We start from the raw sequence: 15699 nt of genomic DNA on the forward strand, positions 1-15699 counted from the left end.
GCGCGCCGCGCGAGCGCCCTCGCGGGGACTCAAGCGGGCGGGTAGTGTCATACCCCGTCTTCGTTTCGAGAGGCATTGCGCAGCACCGTGGTCGAAGGCCCGTCCGCCCCCACGAGATCCAAGGCGGCGACCCGGCGGCGTCCGGCGCGCGACCGTGAGGCTGTCTGGTGGTCCGCCGGCTGGCTGGCCGTGGTCGTCCTGGGTGCGGCGTTCGTGGCCGCGGCCGGCCTTTCGCCCACTGAGCGCGCCCTGACGGCGCTGGCGGTCGGGGCCGCCCCCGCCACGGTCGGCCTGTTCCTCAAGCGCGCTCACGGATCCGGGGCGCGGGCGGGCCTGGTCGCGGCCTGGGGCGTCTGCGCCGCGCTCGCCGCGACAATGACCGGCGGTGTCACGGGTCCGCTCGCTGCCTGGCTGCTGGCGCCGATGGCCGCGGCCCTGGCGGTGGGACGCGGCAAGGCGCTGGCGCTGGGCGCGGCGACTTCGCTCGCCGCGGTCGGGGCGACGGCGCTGGCGGGTTTCAGGCTGGACATCCCGCCGCCGGTTCCCGACCTGGCCCAAGGCCTGGCTCTGATCGGCCTCACGGCCGCGGCCCTCGGGTTCGGGGTCGGCCTCGTGGCCCTGAGCCGCCAGGCCGACCAGGAGGCCGTGCGCCGCGACCGACAGGAGATGCGGCTGCGGCAGGCGCTGGAGGAGCAGCCGCACCAACTTCTGGGCGTCCATCCCGAGGGCCGATTGACCGCGGTCTGGGGACCCTCGCCCTCCGGCCTCGTCGCGGGGGCGGCGCCCGGCGGCCTGCTGCTCGACCTGGCCGCGCCTCAGGATCGTCCGCGCCTGGCTTCGGCGCTGAAGCGCGCCCTGGCCGAGGGCGCGGCGGAGATCGCCTTCACGCCTGACGGGATTGAGGATGGTTGGCTGGCGCTCACTCTGCGCCGCACCTGGGACGGCCGTGCGGTCGGCGCCCTGCGCGACGGCCGGCCCGAGCGCGAGCGCATGGCCGGGTTGGAGGCCGCCAAGACCGAGGCCGAGGCCCAGAACGCCGGCAAGTCGCGGTTCCTGGCGAATATGAGCCACGAATTGCGTACGCCGCTCAACGCCATCATGGGCTTCTCCGACATCATGAAGCAGCGGCTGTTCGGACCGCTGTCGGACCGCTACGGCGAATATGCCGAACTGATCCATGACTCCGGGACCCACCTGCTGGAGCTGATCAACGACGTGCTGGACATGTCGAAGATCGAGGCTGAGCGCTTCGAGCTGTCGCGGGAAGAGTTCGACGCCCGCGACGCGGTGTCCGGCGTGCTGCGGCTGATGCGCGGCCAGGCCGACCGGGCCGGGGTGCATCTGCGCGGCCTGCTGCCCAAGGACGCCCTGGACGTCGTCGCCGACCGCCGGGCCCTGAAGCAGATCGTGCTGAACCTGATCTCCAACGCGCTCAAGTTCACGCCCAGCGCCGGCTCGGTGACGGTGACCGTACGCGCTGAGGACGGCGTCCTGGAGGTGATCGTCGCCGACACCGGCGTCGGCATCGGCCGCGAGGACCTGGCGCGGCTCGGGCGGCCCTATGAACAGGCCGGCGACGCCGGGCAGCGAGCGGCGGGCACGGGCCTGGGGCTCTCGCTGGTCCGCGCCTTCGCCGAGTTGCACGGTGGGGCGATGACGATCGAGAGCCGACTGGGGGAGGGGACCACGGTCATCGTCCGGATGCCGGTCCTGCTGGAGGCCGCGGCGCCCGCGCGGACGCCGGAGCCGGTCGGCTAGCGGCTGGCGACTTGCAGGAAAGCGCGGCCGGCGGCGAAGTCCCCGACCTCGACATAGGCCCGGCGGACGCTGTCGCCTTGACCATCGGCGAACAGGAACTCCACGGCCACAGCTTCACGCGGGTCCAGCGCGGCGACCGCGGCGGCGGCCTTGGCCGGGAAACGGAAGGCCCAGCCCGACTTGAGGTCCTTGGGCAGCAGGTCGCGCCCGGCATAGCTGCGGGCTTCGGCGCTGAAGGCGGTCTGGGCGCCCGTCGGCGGCAGGCGGCGCGCCAGGGGCAGGCGGCCCAGGGCCTCGCCACGATTGTCGAGATAGGGACCCAGGGTCACGCTCGCGTCGCGCAGCACCAGCCGTGCGGCGTAGGGCGCCTGGCCGTCGGGAAAGCTCGCCACGGCCATCAGCGCATTAGCGCCGTCGCGGCCGGCCAGGCCGAACACCATGCGATTCCAGCCGAAGCTCACCTGCTGCTGCAGCCGCCACCGCGCGGCCTCGCCGCTGGCGCGGTCGGCGAGCCAGGGTGCGTGGTCGCCGGGATAGGTCATGCGCCCCATCTGGGCGTAGCCGTCGAAGGCCTGGCGCACGCGGGTGGCCGCGATGTTCAGGTCTTCCGAGTCGCAGGGGGTCACGGAGGCCTTCTGGCGGGCGCGGGCCTCGACGGCCTTGAGCGTCGCCCGATCGGTCCCGGCGCGCAGCACGGCGCCGCGCGCTTGGGCCTGGCCGGCGGCCAAGGCGGCGCCGACGGGTCCCTCGAACAGCCCGCAGCGGCTGTCGGCTACGGTCATCACCGTGCGCTCGTAGAAGAGGTCGACGGCGCCCGCCGTCGCGACGCCCGGCGCGACCAAGGTCGCCGCCAGCGTCAGCCCCACCCATCCACACCCGGCGAGCTGCGCGGTTCTGCGCGGTCTCGTCATGGTTCCTGCTTTTCTCGTATAGGTTCGAGAACTTGGCGCGAGCCTAGCGGATTGGCCTTTCCGTTCCGTTATCGAGACCTGAGAAGAAGACCGCCGATGATGCTCTCCACCGACATCTGGGTCGCGGCCCTGATCCGCCGGGCGGAGCTGGGCGGCGGCTTCGCGGCGCTCATACGCAAGGGCGACGCGCGGGCCGGCAGCGTCCTGGTCAAGGTGCTTAACCGCCGCGAGGGCGTGACCCGCCTGTACGCCGAGGCGACCCGGGGCGACGGAGAGCGGGTCTGGATGCAGCCCTCGCTCTCCGACCAGGAGCCCGAACTGGACCGCTACATAGAGCGCGCGGCGCGGATCGACCCGGATATCTGGGTGGTGGAGATCGACGACCGCGAAGGCCGTCACTTCCTGACCGAGCCGGTCGAGCAGGGTTAGCGGCCCGTTCACCGCCTTCCTCAACCGGCCTGAAAGCCTCGGCGCGCCAGGGTGTCATTCCCCCAGGCGAAACGCGGCGGCCGAATGCTGTTTTTGATGAACGACGTGGTCTTGGACCTCAGCGGCATGAAGCTGTCGCCGAAGATGGCGAGCCGCCGGTTCCAGTCCCTCCCGTTCAACGCGGTGAGCAAGCTCGGCATGGAGCTGTTCGCGCAAGACCCGCTGCTGCACATCAGCAAGCCCGACCGCGCGCGGCGGCTGGCGACCCTTGTGATCGCCAAGGCGCCGGCGATCAACGCGGCGCTGTTCGTCTCGCCGCGCTATGGCTGCGACCCCGAGGAGGTCGTCCTGCGCTACGCCACCGTCGATTTTGAGGTGATGGCCAGGCTCTCCACCCGCCAGGACGAAGGGATACTGGACACCCTGTCGACCGATCGGGAGGTCTGGCGGCGGCTGGCCGCCTGACCTAGACCATTTTCCGCCGAAGTGGCCACCGGTTCGGCGAAGAAAATGGTCTAAATTCAAAGAGGCTTGAGCAAAATCCGATCCAATCAGATCGGATTTTCCTCTAGGGTTTGCGCGTCGGCGCAGCACGCGCTATCGCCCGCCCATGAGCCACTCTCCCGCCGCCGAGGCCGCCCGCCGGCGCACCTTCGCCATCATCTCCCACCCTGACGCCGGCAAGACGACCTTGACCGAGAACCTGCTGCTGGCCGGCGGCGCGATCCGCGCGGCCGGGGCGGTGCGCGCCCGCGGCGAGAACCGGCGGACCCGGTCCGACTGGATGAAGATCGAGCGCGAGCGGGGCATCTCCGTCTCGGCCTCGGTGATGACCTTCGATCACGACGGCCTGATGTTCAACCTGCTCGACACTCCGGGCCACGAGGACTTCTCGGAGGACACCTACCGCACGCTCACGGCCGCCGACGCCGCGGTCATGGTGCTGGACGCCGCCAAGGGCATCGAGCCGCAGACGCTCAAGCTGTTCGAGGTCTGCCGCCTGCGCGACATCCCCATCGTCACCTTCATCAACAAGATGGACCGCGAGGCTCAGGACCCCATCGAGCTGTTGGACGAGATCGCCTCGAAGCTGGCGCTCGACCCGGCGCCTCTCTACTGGCCGGCCGGGTCCGGCGGGCGGTTCAAGGGCATGCTGGACCTGCGCCACGACAAGTTCCTGCCCTTCGCCAAGAAGGGGTCCGACAAGGACGAGGGCCACCCGCCCGCGATCGCCTTCCACGGCAACGCCATGGGCAGCTATCTCGACCCCGACGAGCAGGCGGAGCTGGAAGAGAACGCCATGCTCATCCGGGAGGCGTCGAAGCCCTTCGATCCCCAGGCCTTCCTGGAAGGCCACATGACACCGGTGTTCTTCGGCTCGGCCCTGCGCCACTTCGGCATCGGCCAGTTGCTGGCGGGCCTGGGCGCCTACGCCCCGCCGCCCAAGGCCGTGGCGGCGGTGAAGGCGGCCGAGCCCACCCACGTCGTCCCGGGCGACGACGAGGTCACCGGTTTCGTCTTCAAGGTCCAGGCCAATATGGATCCCAACCACCGCGACCGGATTGCTTTCCTGCGGCTGTGCTCGGGCAAGTTCCAGCGCGGCATGAAGCTCAAGGTGCAGAACACCGGCCGCCAGCTTTCGGTCAATGCGCCGATCATGTTCTTCGCCTCAGATCGCGAATTGGCGGAAGAAGCCTTCGCCGGCGACGTGATCGGGATCCCCAACCACGGGGTCCTGCGGGTGGGCGACAGCCTGTCGGAGACCGGGACCCTGCGCTTCGCGGGCCTGCCCAACTTCGCCCCGGAAATCCTGCAGCGCGTGCGGGTCAAGGACCCGCTGAAGGCCAAGCACCTGACCAAGGCCCTGCAGGGCCTGGCCGAGGAGGGGGTGACTCAGCTTTTCCGGCCCAACATCGGGGCCGACTTCATCGTGGGCGCGGTGGGCCAGCTTCAGCTCGAGGTCATGGCCGACCGCCTGGCCAACGAATACCAGCTGGAGGTGCTGTTCGAGTCCGCGCCCTACGCCGAGGCCCGCTGGCTGGTCGGCGAGAAGGCCGACCTGGAAGACTTCGCGAGCAAGCACAAGATGGCCATGGCGACCGATATCGACGCCCAGCCGGTGTTCCTGGCCAAGTCGGCCTGGGAGATGGGATATGTGGCCGAGCGCTTCCCGAAGGTCAGGTTCGAGCGGGCCCGGGAGCGGGCTTAGCCAACGGCGGGCGGACCAACGCCTCCTCCAGCGTAGGGAGTCGAGGCGCCGGTACGCAAGTTCCGGGCCAGATTTGGTTAATGCGACTACACAACAAGTTTAGATTTCATTAACCATATCAACCGCATTAACCACTTGTTTACGAACTCGGCTCCGGCTTTGCTCCGTCAGGTCTGAACCCTCCGTGGACGTCCCGTGTTGAGACGTCGAAGGGTTGTCGGAGCCTGACCATGTTCGAGTTCGGTCGTGAGCTGAAGCGTCTGTTCGGTCAGGAAGGCATGAGGCCTCCCCATGACGGCCTGACGGGCGGTGACTCCTCGCTCCTCGAACTCCTCGACCTGCGGCTGATCACTCAGGAGGGCAGGGCCGCCGACATCGCCGCCGGCCGGGTAGGCGCCAAGGATAAGGCGCAGCGCCGTCTGGAGAGCGCCATCGTCTGGCGCGAGGTCGCCCGCCGATCCGGCGACGCCGCCGCCCTGCGCAAGGCCGCCGCCACCGCCGAAGCCGCCGCCGAGGCCTTCGGCCGCGACCGCCGTCCCGACGGCTGGGCGCGCGCCCGCTGCGAGCAGGCCTTCTGCGCCATGCTGGGCGCCGAGCTGTTCAGCGACGAGGGCCTGAACGCCGCGGCCGACGTGGCTTTCCGCGAAGCCCGCGCCGCCGCCCGCGGGGGTCTGGCCCTGCCGTTGGCCGACATCGGCATCGCCGCCATCGAGGCGCGCGAGCGCATGGGCATGGGCGACGCCCAGGCCGCCCGCATCGCCGCAGCCCGTTTCACGGTTCCCATCGCTGGACTTGAGGCCCTGACCCGCCGTTGCCGCGCCGCGCGCCTGCTGGCGGTGGAAGCGCGCCTGGTCCAGGCCGACATGCTGATGGGCTGGGGCGCGCGCCTCAGGGACGCCGACCTGCTGGCCGCGGCCCGCGACGTGGCGGCCAAGGCGACCGACGGGCTGGATCCGGCCTATGAGCCGCTGAGCTGGGTCCGCGCCGCGGCCCTGCGCGGCCAGGCCCTGGCCCTGCTGGGCGAGATCACCGGCGAGGTCGAGACCCTGGCCGAGGCGGTGGGCGCGCTCGCCGACGTGCTGAGCGAGCTGTCGCGCGACCACAGCCCCCTGGACTGGGCCCGCGTGCAGACCGCGCTCGCCCAGGGCCTGCAGGCGCTGGGCGAGGCCGGCGCCTCGGAACGGGCCTATGAGCAGGCGGTCACCTGCTACGATCGCGCCGCCCATGTTCTGAAGAAGGCGCCGGGCCTGTCCCTGCGGGCCTTCGGCGCCTCCAACCGCGCGCTCTGCCTGGCGCGCTCGGCGGAACTCTCGGGCGACCTGACTGTGCTGGACGCCGCGGAGTCCGCCTTCAAGATCGAGCTCAGCAACATCGCCGCCAAGCGCGACCCGGCGGCCTGGGCCCTGATCCAGGTCAATCTGGCCCGCATCTACGAGGCGCGGCTGGACATCACAGGCCAGGACCGCGGCGAAAGGGCCGCCGCCGCGATGGCGCTCAACGCCGCCCTGGACGTGTTCGGGGAGCTGGGCCTGCGCTCGCTCAGCATCGTCGCCGCCGACGGCCTAGCGCGGCTGACCGGCGGATCGGCGAACGCGTCTCGGTAGGTCGTTAGGCTTCCCGACCAGCCACCGGCCAAGCCCTAGGCGGCGACGTCTCGGGTCTGGCGGCGCAGGCGCCAGAAGCGGATGGTCCGCTGAGCGGCTTCGCGGGGCAGACTCTCGTATAGTTCGCCATATTCGCGGGCCCGGCCCATGGCGTTGGAGTCCCGGTCGAGGATCAGCACGGCGAAGGTCAGGTACAGGGACCGCTCGAAGCCGGCGGCCTTGCAGACGATGGAGAGCGCGTCGAGCTCGCGGCGCTCGAGGATCCGACGGGCGGTGTGGAAATCGATCTCGGCCAGTTCGGAGAGAGCCACGAGGAACTTGCTGGTCTCGCGCTGGCGCAGGAAGCCGGCCAGCACCTGGGGGGTGATCGCCCCGCGCAGGCGCAGGATGCGAACCTGCTTCTCGGCTTCCGCATAGTCCTGGGGCAGGGCGCCGTCGCGCTCGGCGAGCTGCTTGCGGCCCACGGCCAGGGCGGCGTCCAGATCGGCGGGGTCGACCTCGGCGTTGCGGGCGAGGATCTCGCTGCGCAACTTGGCCTCGACCACGAAATACATCTCGTTGAGCAGGTCGACCGGCAGGCTCTTGCGGGTGACGACGGCGGCATGGAGGGCCGGGTTCTCGACGGCGCGATCGACCACGATCTCCTGGACCTCGCGCGACATCAGGGCGCCTTCGTTGGCCAGCAGCACGCCGACCGTCTCGTCGTCGCCCCGCTCGACAATGGCTTCCGAAAGGGCCTCCGAGACCAGCGGACGCTGGGAGATGGCGCGCAGATGGTCCTGGCCACGCGTGCGGGCCACCGACAGCAGGTCGTCCTCGGTCAGGGCGCTGGAACCTTCCAGCACCGGCCGGGCCACCTCGATCGAGGCGTCGCGGGCGAGGTCGCGGATCAGGCCCTGCGGCGGCGTCTCGGCGCCGGCCATGCGGTGGGCGAGCTCGGCGCGGACGGCTTCCTCCATCTCGCCGGCAAGCTGGCTCATGACGTCGTCGAACAGCGCCATCTGGGGGCCGCCCTTGAGGTCCTCGCTGGTGAAGAACAGGTCCGTCACGCCGCGGAGCAGCTCGCGCCGCCGCTCGCTGGACGGTTCCTGGGCCATCTCGATCAGATCGTGAAGCTTGGTGCGCGTCATGGAGCGGTCTTCTTCAGAAGGCGCCCGGACGGCTGTCCGGATCGTCGTCTTCGGGATTGGACGGGGCTTGGACGCCGCTGTCCGGCGGGCCGATCAGGACGTAGCGATCGCCCCCCGGCTGTTTGGGGATCGCGTCGGGCTCCAGCCCGTAGCCGCGATGGACCGAATAGAGGCGGGTCGCGCCGCCGGTGGAACGCGACGTCGCGACCGGCGGTCCGCCCAGCAGGGCCGGCGAGGCCGCGGCGAGTTGGACCCGCGGCGGCTGCGCGGCGGGCGCGACCGCGGCGATCTGCTGCGCCGGCGCGGATGGGGTCACCGCATCATAGAGCGTGCCGGGCAGATTGGCCTTGGGCGCGCTCCATTGCAGCGGAATCGGAACCTGCGGCTGAAAGGCCTGATAGGGCTGCGGCTCAGGGCCGCGGCGAATGGAGGGGGCGGGCGGCAGCCCACCGGCGCGGAACTGGGTGGCCAGAGCCAGGGGTTCCGGACGCTGCGGCGCGCGCGGATCGGCCTGGACCGGCGGCGCGGGCTGGGCCTTGCGCGACCAGGACAGCGTCGGGCCTTGATAGGTCTGGGCGATGGCGGCGGTGGCCGCCGTGGGCGAGCGATCCCCATAACGGTCGCCCGCCGTCTGTGCGGCGGCTGGGAATGCGCTAGCGAGCGCGGCGATGATGAGGCCCAGACGCATGGTGCGCCACGGTTAACCCGAAGCCGCTTAACCCCCGACTAACAGCTAAGCCTAACGCCCTCGCCACCATGTCAGGCCGGCGCGCTCGACGCGGTCGAGCAGGGCGTGGAACGCTACGCCCATCAGGCCCAGAACGACCAGGGCCGCGATCATCCTGGCGGTCTGCAGCTTGTTGCCGGCGTCGAGGATCTGCCAGGCCAGTCCGCGCACCCCGCCCGATCCCGCGCTGAACTCGGCCACCACCGCGCCGATGATGGCCAGCCCGGCGCCCACCTTGTGCCCCTCCAGCAGGAAGGGCACCGCCGACGGCAGCCGCAGCCGCATGACCCGGCTCCACCGACTGGCGCCGTAGAGATCGAACAGCCGCTCCAGATCGCGGTCGGCGGCGTGTAGACCGGTGACCGCGCCGGAGAAGATCGGGAAGAAGGCCACCAGCACCGCCAGGGCGATGATCGCCCGCTCGGGATGGTCGATGCCCGCCCAGATCAGCACCAGGGGCGCGATGGCGACCACTGGCGTCACCTGCAGCACCGAGGCCAGAGGGCGGACAGCGGCTTCCAGCAGCGGGCTAAGCCCCACCAGGACCGCCACCGCCATGGCCGCCAGGCTGGCGATGACCAGGGCCATGATCGCGGTGGAGAGGGTGATCCAGGCCGCGGCCGCCAGCGCCGGCAGGTGCTGGACGAGGGCGGCGCCGACGGCCGACGGGGCGGGCAGGAAATAGGCCGGCACGCCCAGCGTCCGCACGGCGGCCTCCCAGGCGGCCAGCAGGGCGGCGATCAGGATCAGCGGGGCCAGGGCGCGGATCACGCGGCCATCTCCGCGCCACGGGTGAGCAGGGCGGTGACCGCCTCGACCGCCGCGCGGAAGCCCTCGGTGGTGCGGAACCCGGCGGGGCGGGGCAGGAGCCCCTCGACCTGGGCGACGCCGGCGACCCTGCCAGGCCCGCGGGTCAGAACCACCACCCGATCGGCCATGTAGACGGCCTCCTCGACATTGTGGGTCACGAACACGATGGCCGGTCGAGAGGCCGCCCATAGCGCCAGCACGTCGTCGGCGAGCGCGCGCCGGGTGATCTCGTCCAGCGCCGCGAAGGGTTCGTCCAGCAGCAGCAGCCGGGGCTCGGTGACCAGGGCGCGGGCCAGCGAGGCCCGCATGGCCATGCCGCCCGAGAGCGTTGCGGGCCGGGCCAGCTCCGCGCCTGCCAGGCCCACCCGGGCGAGGGCGGCGGCGGCCCTGGCGCGGGCCTGCTCGCGCGGCGCGCCGGCCAGTTCCAGGGGCAGGGCGACATTGGCCTGGGCGCTCAGCCAGGGCGCCAGGGTTGGCGCCTGGAAAACCACCGCGGTCTCCCCGCGGCCGGCGGCGCGCTGGACAGTTCCGCGCGTGGGCGCCTCCAGCCCAGCCAGCAGCCGCAGGGCGGTGGACTTGCCGCAGCCCGACGGCCCGACCAGGGCCAGGATCTCGCCGGCCTCGACGCTCAGGTCGACCGGCCCCAGGGCCCGACCCCGCGCGCCATACTCGACCTCGACTCCGGCAAGCGCAGCGACGGCGGTCATGACCTTTTCCTCCCCCGAGAGCGATAGCGAACGGGGGAGGGGGACCGCGCGCCAGCGTGGTGGAGGGGGCGGCCCCACGCGCCGTGCCCAGTCTCGCCCCCACCACCATCCTTCGGGCGGTCCCCCTCCCCCATCAATGGGGGAGGAAAAAGGGCGATGAGGGTCACGATCGTCGCCCAGAAAGTTGGGTGGCGAGGTTGCGCAAGGCGTCGGCGACCTCCTTCACATCCTCATAGACCCAGGAAGCTGTGATCCGGTGGACGGTGATTCCTAGTGAAACCAGCCACCGGTCACGGTGCTCGTCGTGAGCCCGCTGAGCGTCCTCGCCGTGTCGGTGGCCGTCGATTTCCACGGCAAGCTTGGCGCTAGGGCAGAAGAAATCGAGAATGTAGGCCCCCATCGGGTGTTGGCGACGAAAGACCGGGGCGTCCGGGCCCCGGCGCCGCAGGCGCGACCAGAGCATCACCTCCGGCTCTGTCATGGTTCTACGAAGGACCTTCGCTCTTATCAGCGTCAGAACTGAAGATCGCATCACCGCTGCTTCGCCGCCGTGACCGCGAACTGCAGGGTGTAGGCGCGCTTGTAGTCGAGAGTCTTGGGATAGACGCCCTGCTGCGAGGCGATCTCGAAGAACTGCGCCCAGCGGGCGTCGGTCATGACGCCGATCCCGCCGGTCAGGGCGTCGCCGGACTCGACGATCCCGTAGGATTTCAGCTTCTCGCGGGCTTGGTCGAGGATGTCCTGGGTCATCTCGGGATTATCCTTGCGGATCAGGGCGTCGGCGGCGCTGGCGTCACCGTGCAGATAGTCCTTCCAGCCCTGGGCGGTGGCCTCCACGAAGGCCTTCACCGCCGCCGGGTTCTTAGCGATCAGGCTGTCGGGAACCAGGATCATGGTGGCGTAGCCGGGGTAGCCCTCATCGGCCAACAGGAAGACCTTGGGCTTGATGCCGGCGGTCTTCTCCAGGGTGTAGGGCTCGCTGGTGACATAGCCCTGCTGGGCCACGCGCCTGTCGGCCAGGAACGGCGCGGAATTGAAGGTGTATTTGCGCACCTGGTCGTCGGTGAAGCCGTACTTGGCCTTCAGCCATACCCAGAACGCGCTCACCGAAGCGTCCGACAGCAGGATCGGATGGCCCTTCAGGTCGGCGATCTTCTCGATCCCCTGTCTGGGGTGGGCGATCAGCACCTGCGGGTCCTTCTGCATCACCGCGGCCACGGCCTTCACCGGCACGCCCTCCTGGGCGAGGTTCATCACGATGAAGCTGTTGGAGCCCATGCCGGCCTCGACGGCTCCCGACGCCAGGAGCTGAGGCACGTTCACGCCTGGACCACCTTGAACGATCTGCACATTCAGGCCGCGTCTGGCATATTCGCCAGAGGCCAGGGCCTGGTAGAAGCCGCCGTGCTCGGCCTGGGCCCGCCAGTCGGTGGCGAACCGGATGGTGGTGGCGCCGGCGGCGGCCGGCTCCTGCTTGGCCGGCGAACAGGCGCAGACCAAGACGGCAAGCGCAATGGCGGCGAAACGCAGGAACGTCATGGAAATCCCCCAACTGGACCGGGCGCGAGCCTAGTCGGCGCCGCGGGCGCTTCCAAGGCCCGCGCGGCGCCCTGTTGAGGTTTTTGGGGTTGGGGTTTTAGGCGGCGGCCTCGGCCGCGGCGTGTTCGAGCCACTTGGCGATGACGGCGTGCAGGGCCTGGATCTGGATCGGCTTGCCGACCGCGTCGTTCATCCCGGCCTTGAGGCAGGCGATCTCCATCTCGGGCATGACATCGGCGCTCATGGCGATGATCGGCACCGTGGCGCAGGGGCCGCCCAGCGCGCGGATCTGCCGGGTGGCCTCCAGGCCGTCCATGCGCGGCATGTGCACGTCCATCAGGATCAGGTCGCAGCGCTCGGCGCGGGCCGCCTCGACGGCCTCTTCGCCGTTCTCGGCCAGCACCACCTCGCAGCCCAGCAGGCCCAGCACCGTGGCGCCCAACTCGCGGTTCATGGGGTGATCGTCGACCAGCAGGACGCGCGCGCCCAGGCCCTCGGCGGCCGGGGCGGCGACCGCCGACGGCGCGGCGACCTCGGCCACCGGAGCGGGGATCTCGAACCAGAAGACCGAGCCTGGCCTCGAACCGCTCTCGACGCCGATCCGGCCGCCCATCAGTTCGGTCAGGCCCTTGCAGATCGCCAGGCCCAGGCCGGTGCCGCCATGGGCGCGGCTGACGGAAGAGTCGACCTGGCTGAAGCGCTTGAACAGCCGCTCGACCTTGTCGGACGGCACGCCGACCCCGGTGTCGGTGACGGTGAAGCGCAGGGCGCTGGCGTCGTCGGTCTCGCGCACCTGGACGTCCAGGCGGACCTTGCCGACCTCGGTGAACTTGATGGCGTTGGAGAGCAGGTTCAGCAGCACCTGGCGTACACGCAGATCGTCGATCATCCGCGGCCGCTCGACCGGCCCGATGAAGCCGAGCTGCAGGTCCAGGCCCTTTCGGCGCGCCGCCTCGGCGACGATGGCCAGCGAGTCCTGCGCGATGGCGCGCGGCGTGACGGGGCGGAAGGACAGCTCGACTCCGCCGGCCTCCATCTTGGAGAAATCGAGCACGTCGTTGACCACCGTCAGCAGCGAGGCGCTGGCTCGTTCGATCAGGCTGAGCTGGCGGCGAGCTGGCTCCGGCAGATCGTCGCGGCGCAGCAGCACCTCGGTGAAGCCGACGATGGAGTTCATCGGCGTGCGGATCTCGTGGCTCATGGTGGCCAGGAATTCGGTCTTGGCCTGGCCGGCGGCGACCGCGCGGCCCTGGGCCCCGCGCGCCACGCGGGTGCGGCCGGCCCACAGACGCTTCAGGCGCTGCTGGTCGGCGATGGCGAGCGCCATGGCGAGGCTGGTGAAGAAGGCCACGGCGATCAGGAACTGCAGGCTGCGGGTCTTCTCCAGCAGCGACCAGGTGGCGCCGGTGATCGGGCGGAAGTCGGCGAGCATCAGGCCCGAGCAGATGGTGGCGAGGATCAGGGCCGAGAGCGCCGCGCCGCGCGGCCCCAGCCGGACCGCCATCAGGGTCAGGAACGGGAACATCAGCAGCGGCATGGGGAAGCGGTAGGGCAGGAAGGCCACCACGCTGGCGACAGCGATCAGCCCGTAGAGCCCGAGTTGCTCCACGACCGAGCGGCGGAAGTCGGCGCTGAGGTCGTCGCGGGCGACCATCAGGGTGGCCGGCAGCACGATCGTCATGCCTAGGGCGTGGGCGTAGAACCAGGCGCTCAGCACGTCGTTGAAGCTGCGTCCGAACAGGGTGAGCACGTCGGCGGCGAGGATCGACACCGCCGCCGTGGCGGGGGCGACCGCCAAGAGGATCAGCCGCGCCACCCGCTTGAGGCTGGTCAGCCGCATGGTCTGGCCGCAGGCCTTGCGGGCGAGCCATGCGGTGGCCACCGCCTCCACGAGGCAGAGCAGGGGAAAGACGAAGCTGAGGGCGAGCGAGTTGATCGGCAAGTTGCAGAGGACCTGGAAGCCGAAGCAGACCGCGGTGACGCCGACGGCCCAGCGCCGGGGCAGCAGCAGCATCGCGGCGGTCATGATCCCGCTGGCCAGCCAGATGGTGGCCACGCCGGCCGAGCCGCGCGTCAGGTTGAGGCCGAACACCACGCTGGCGGCGAAGGCCAGGATCAGGCCCGCGCTCAGCGTCAGCCAGCGCGACCTCGCCGACCACGAGGCTATGGGTGTCGACCACGTCATGGCGGGGATTTTCGCGCCACATGGCGACCAAAGCCTTAAGGATGCGGGGCGAAAGGCAGTTTGTCGCATGGCGCATAGCAAGAGGGCGACGCCCCGGTCGCCCGCGGCATCGCCCTCTCATCCAGATCCGTTGGGGGATCTGCGCCTCCAAGGTCGGTCGGCGACTTCGAACACGGGCTTCCCCGCAGGTTTCCGTCGCAACCGGTGTCCTCATGGAGGGCCTGTCTCCGGGTCGCCCCGGTCCCAGTCCTCAGAGAACCTTCCACTCGCTTGACGGTCCGGGTTCCCGGTCCGCCGCGCCGCGGTCCCTCTCGGCCCCTTGACGTTCCCACCACACCCGGTATGAGGCAAGCGTCCCAACTCGCCGCGGTGTGGGCGAGGCTGCCGAAATCGGTGGACGACCTGTGGACAGGTCGTGGATTTCGACAAAATTCTCCTGACAATTCAAAACGAAAAATGATCCACAGGATTGCTCCGGCGATCCCGGGGGCGGGCTTTTGACGCCGACGGTCTGGAGCCTCGCGGCGAACTGTGCGACGACCGGATGACAGCGTGTGGGTTGAAAGGTCCGCGGCGTTTCGCGGGGGCATGAATGAGGCTTCAGGGTCTGGGCGCCGCGTCGGCGGTCGCCCTCGTTCTGGCGGGGGGCGCCGCCGCCCAGGACCATGACGGGGCCCTGACCGCGGCCGAGCGCAGGGCGGTGGACGCCAGCGGCCTGCCGCGCGCGCAGGTCGTCTCGGTCAAGCGCGACCTGGTGGTGGCGATCACCAGCCGCGGGTCGACCAAGGGCGGGGTGCTGTTCGAGGGCGTCGCGCTGCGCGGCGAAGCGGTCAATTCCGAGGCCGCCCGCAACCTCGGCTACCGCTCCATGCGCATGAGCGTGAACGTCGACTGCGGCCGCCGCCGCGACTTGGTCCTGCGGATGACCATCTTTCCCGAGGCGAACGGTAAGGGCGAACCGATCCTGCGCCAGACGCCGGGTGGCTGGATCCAGCCCTCGCCGGGAGCCTTCCTGTCCGATGTGATCGCCTCGATCTGCAACAACGCGCCCGGGCCTTCGACGCCGTCGCCCGAGCCGTCGGCCCGGCCCGCGTCCCCGCCGCCGAAGGCCGTGAAGGTCACGCCGGTCGCCGCGCCGGCCCCGCCCGTCCACGAACCGGCGCCCGAGCCGGAACCAGAGCCCGTTCTCGTCCGGGCCGACTCCGAGACCATCGCCACCGGGATCGCGCGCCGGCCGCGCCTGCCCCTGGCGCCTCCGAGCCAGCCGCTGCCGGTCTCGCCGCCGCCGCCGGTTCTTCGTCCGGCGACCGCACCACCGCCCGGCGGTGTCGTGGCGCAGATCGTGGCGGTTAGCACCGTGCGCCAGGCGCAGGATGCCCTGGAGAAGATCGGCCGGCTCCCCGCGCCTCTGGGTAAGACTGTGCAGGAGGCGAAGGTCGACGGCCGGACCTTCTATCGCGCCCTGGTCACCGGTTTCGCCAGCCGCGCCGACGCCAAGCTGTTCTGCGAGGTCGTGGTTTCCTACGGTGGCGTCTGCTTCGTGCGCTAGAGCCTGACCGTTTCAGCTTGGAGCGTATCCTGAGTTGACGAGGTAGTTGGCGCATTCTGCTGGGCTGAATTGGCCGAGCAGATCGCCGATGCGCCGCCAGGTGGCCTCGACGGTGCGTTCGGCGGCTTTGCGCAGCAGGGC

Annotated in this window: 14 protein-coding genes; 6 read left to right on the forward strand and 8 right to left on the reverse strand. The window is 70.5% G+C overall.

The window, feature by feature from the left end:
- Positions 1–75: 75 nt before the first annotated feature.
- Complete coding sequence (locus tag Q8Q77_RS17090) at positions 76–1758, forward strand: HAMP domain-containing sensor histidine kinase (RefSeq protein WP_305584865.1); 1683 nt, start codon at positions 76–78, stop codon at positions 1756–1758.
- Here the strand turns inward: Q8Q77_RS17090 and Q8Q77_RS17095 are convergent.
- Positions 1755–2624: a hypothetical protein gene (locus tag Q8Q77_RS17095; protein ID WP_305584866.1), complete on the reverse strand. Its 870-nt coding sequence runs from the start codon at positions 2622–2624 to the stop codon at positions 1755–1757. The two genes, Q8Q77_RS17090 and Q8Q77_RS17095, sit on opposite strands and share 4 nt — an antisense overlap.
- 141 nt (positions 2625–2765) lie before the next feature.
- Here Q8Q77_RS17095 and Q8Q77_RS17100 point away from each other — a divergent pair, with 141 nt between their 5' ends.
- From Q8Q77_RS17100 to Q8Q77_RS17115, 4 genes are all read left to right on the forward strand, one after another.
- Positions 2766–3098 carry a DUF1491 family protein gene (locus Q8Q77_RS17100; RefSeq protein ID WP_305584868.1) on the forward strand — a complete coding sequence of 111 codons (333 nt, stop codon included), beginning with the start codon at positions 2766–2768 and terminating at the stop codon, positions 3096–3098.
- Positions 3099–3182: 84 nt separating this feature from the next.
- Positions 3183–3563, forward strand: a complete 381-nt coding sequence (locus Q8Q77_RS17105; RefSeq protein ID WP_305584870.1) for a hypothetical protein — start codon at positions 3183–3185, stop codon at positions 3561–3563.
- A 145-nt stretch (positions 3564–3708) separates the two neighbouring features.
- Positions 3709–5307, forward strand: a complete 1599-nt coding sequence (locus Q8Q77_RS17110) for a peptide chain release factor 3 (RefSeq protein ID WP_305584872.1) — start codon at positions 3709–3711, stop codon at positions 5305–5307.
- 230 nt (positions 5308–5537) lie between these two features.
- Positions 5538–6911: a hypothetical protein gene (locus Q8Q77_RS17115; protein WP_305584874.1), complete on the forward strand. Its 1374-nt coding sequence runs from the start codon at positions 5538–5540 to the stop codon at positions 6909–6911.
- Positions 6912–6946: 35 nt separating this feature from the next.
- On the opposite strand, the gene Q8Q77_RS17120 is transcribed toward Q8Q77_RS17115, so the two are convergent.
- The 7 genes from Q8Q77_RS17120 to Q8Q77_RS17150 all read right to left on the reverse strand — a co-directional run bounded on the left by Q8Q77_RS17120 (position 6947) and on the right by Q8Q77_RS17150 (position 14009).
- Positions 6947–8041 carry a DUF2336 domain-containing protein gene (locus tag Q8Q77_RS17120; RefSeq protein WP_305584876.1) on the reverse strand — a complete coding sequence of 365 codons (1095 nt, stop codon included), beginning with the start codon at positions 8039–8041 and terminating at the stop codon, positions 6947–6949.
- A gap of 13 nt (positions 8042–8054) precedes the next feature.
- Positions 8055–8729, reverse strand: coding sequence for a hypothetical protein (locus Q8Q77_RS17125; RefSeq protein ID WP_305584878.1), 675 nt, complete (start codon positions 8727–8729; stop codon positions 8055–8057).
- A gap of 51 nt (positions 8730–8780) precedes the next feature.
- Positions 8781–9539, reverse strand: a complete 759-nt coding sequence (locus Q8Q77_RS17130; protein WP_305584880.1) for an ABC transporter permease — start codon at positions 9537–9539, stop codon at positions 8781–8783.
- The gene (locus Q8Q77_RS17135; RefSeq protein WP_305584882.1) at positions 9536–10285 is read right to left on the reverse strand and encodes an ABC transporter ATP-binding protein; all 750 of its coding nucleotides are present in this window, start codon (positions 10283–10285) and stop codon (positions 9536–9538) included. The genes Q8Q77_RS17130 and Q8Q77_RS17135 overlap by 4 nt, the downstream gene beginning before the upstream one ends.
- Before the next feature lie 163 nt (positions 10286–10448).
- On the reverse strand, positions 10449–10817 hold the full coding sequence (locus tag Q8Q77_RS17140) for an endonuclease domain-containing protein (protein ID WP_305584884.1): 369 nt from the start codon (positions 10815–10817) through the stop codon (positions 10449–10451).
- Positions 10817–11824 (reverse strand): ABC transporter substrate-binding protein, encoded by a 1008-nt coding sequence (locus Q8Q77_RS17145; protein WP_305584886.1) that lies wholly within the window; start codon positions 11822–11824, stop codon positions 10817–10819. The genes Q8Q77_RS17140 and Q8Q77_RS17145 overlap by 1 nt, the downstream gene beginning before the upstream one ends.
- Positions 11825–11921: 97 nt before the next feature.
- Complete coding sequence (locus Q8Q77_RS17150) at positions 11922–14009, reverse strand: response regulator (protein WP_305584889.1); 2088 nt, start codon at positions 14007–14009, stop codon at positions 11922–11924.
- A 592-nt stretch (positions 14010–14601) separates the two neighbouring features.
- Here Q8Q77_RS17150 and Q8Q77_RS17155 point away from each other — a divergent pair.
- On the forward strand, positions 14602–15558 hold the full coding sequence (locus Q8Q77_RS17155; RefSeq protein WP_305584891.1) for an SPOR domain-containing protein: 957 nt from the start codon (positions 14602–14604) through the stop codon (positions 15556–15558).
- The last annotated feature ends 141 nt before the right edge of the window (positions 15559–15699 follow it).

The sequence above is a fragment of the Phenylobacterium sp. genome (assembly GCF_030698145.1).
GTDB lineage: Bacteria > Pseudomonadota > Alphaproteobacteria > Caulobacterales > Caulobacteraceae > Phenylobacterium.

Excerpts from the sequence above, each read along its gene's own strand:
- Q8Q77_RS17100 (WP_305584868.1), top strand. The coding sequence starts at position 2,766 with ATGATGCTCTCCACCGACATCTGGGTCGCGGCCCTGATCCGCCGGGCG.
- Q8Q77_RS17105 (WP_305584870.1), top strand. The coding sequence starts at position 3,183 with ATGCTGTTTTTGATGAACGACGTGGTCTTGGACCTCAGCGGCATGAAG.
- Q8Q77_RS17110 (WP_305584872.1), top strand. The coding sequence starts at position 3,709 with ATGAGCCACTCTCCCGCCGCCGAGGCCGCCCGCCGGCGCACCTTCGCC.
- Q8Q77_RS17115 (WP_305584874.1), top strand. The coding sequence starts at position 5,538 with ATGTTCGAGTTCGGTCGTGAGCTGAAGCGTCTGTTCGGTCAGGAAGGC.
- Q8Q77_RS17120 (WP_305584876.1), bottom strand. The coding sequence starts at position 8,041 with ATGACGCGCACCAAGCTTCACGATCTGATCGAGATGGCCCAGGAACCG.
- Q8Q77_RS17125 (WP_305584878.1), bottom strand. The coding sequence starts at position 8,729 with ATGCGTCTGGGCCTCATCATCGCCGCGCTCGCTAGCGCATTCCCAGCC.
- Q8Q77_RS17135 (WP_305584882.1), bottom strand. The coding sequence starts at position 10,285 with ATGACCGCCGTCGCTGCGCTTGCCGGAGTCGAGGTCGAGTATGGCGCG.
- Q8Q77_RS17140 (WP_305584884.1), bottom strand. The coding sequence starts at position 10,817 with ATGCGATCTTCAGTTCTGACGCTGATAAGAGCGAAGGTCCTTCGTAGA.
- Q8Q77_RS17145 (WP_305584886.1), bottom strand. The coding sequence starts at position 11,824 with ATGACGTTCCTGCGTTTCGCCGCCATTGCGCTTGCCGTCTTGGTCTGC.
- Q8Q77_RS17150 (WP_305584889.1), bottom strand. The coding sequence starts at position 14,009 with ATGACGTGGTCGACACCCATAGCCTCGTGGTCGGCGAGGTCGCGCTGG.
- Q8Q77_RS17155 (WP_305584891.1), top strand. The coding sequence starts at position 14,602 with ATGAGGCTTCAGGGTCTGGGCGCCGCGTCGGCGGTCGCCCTCGTTCTG.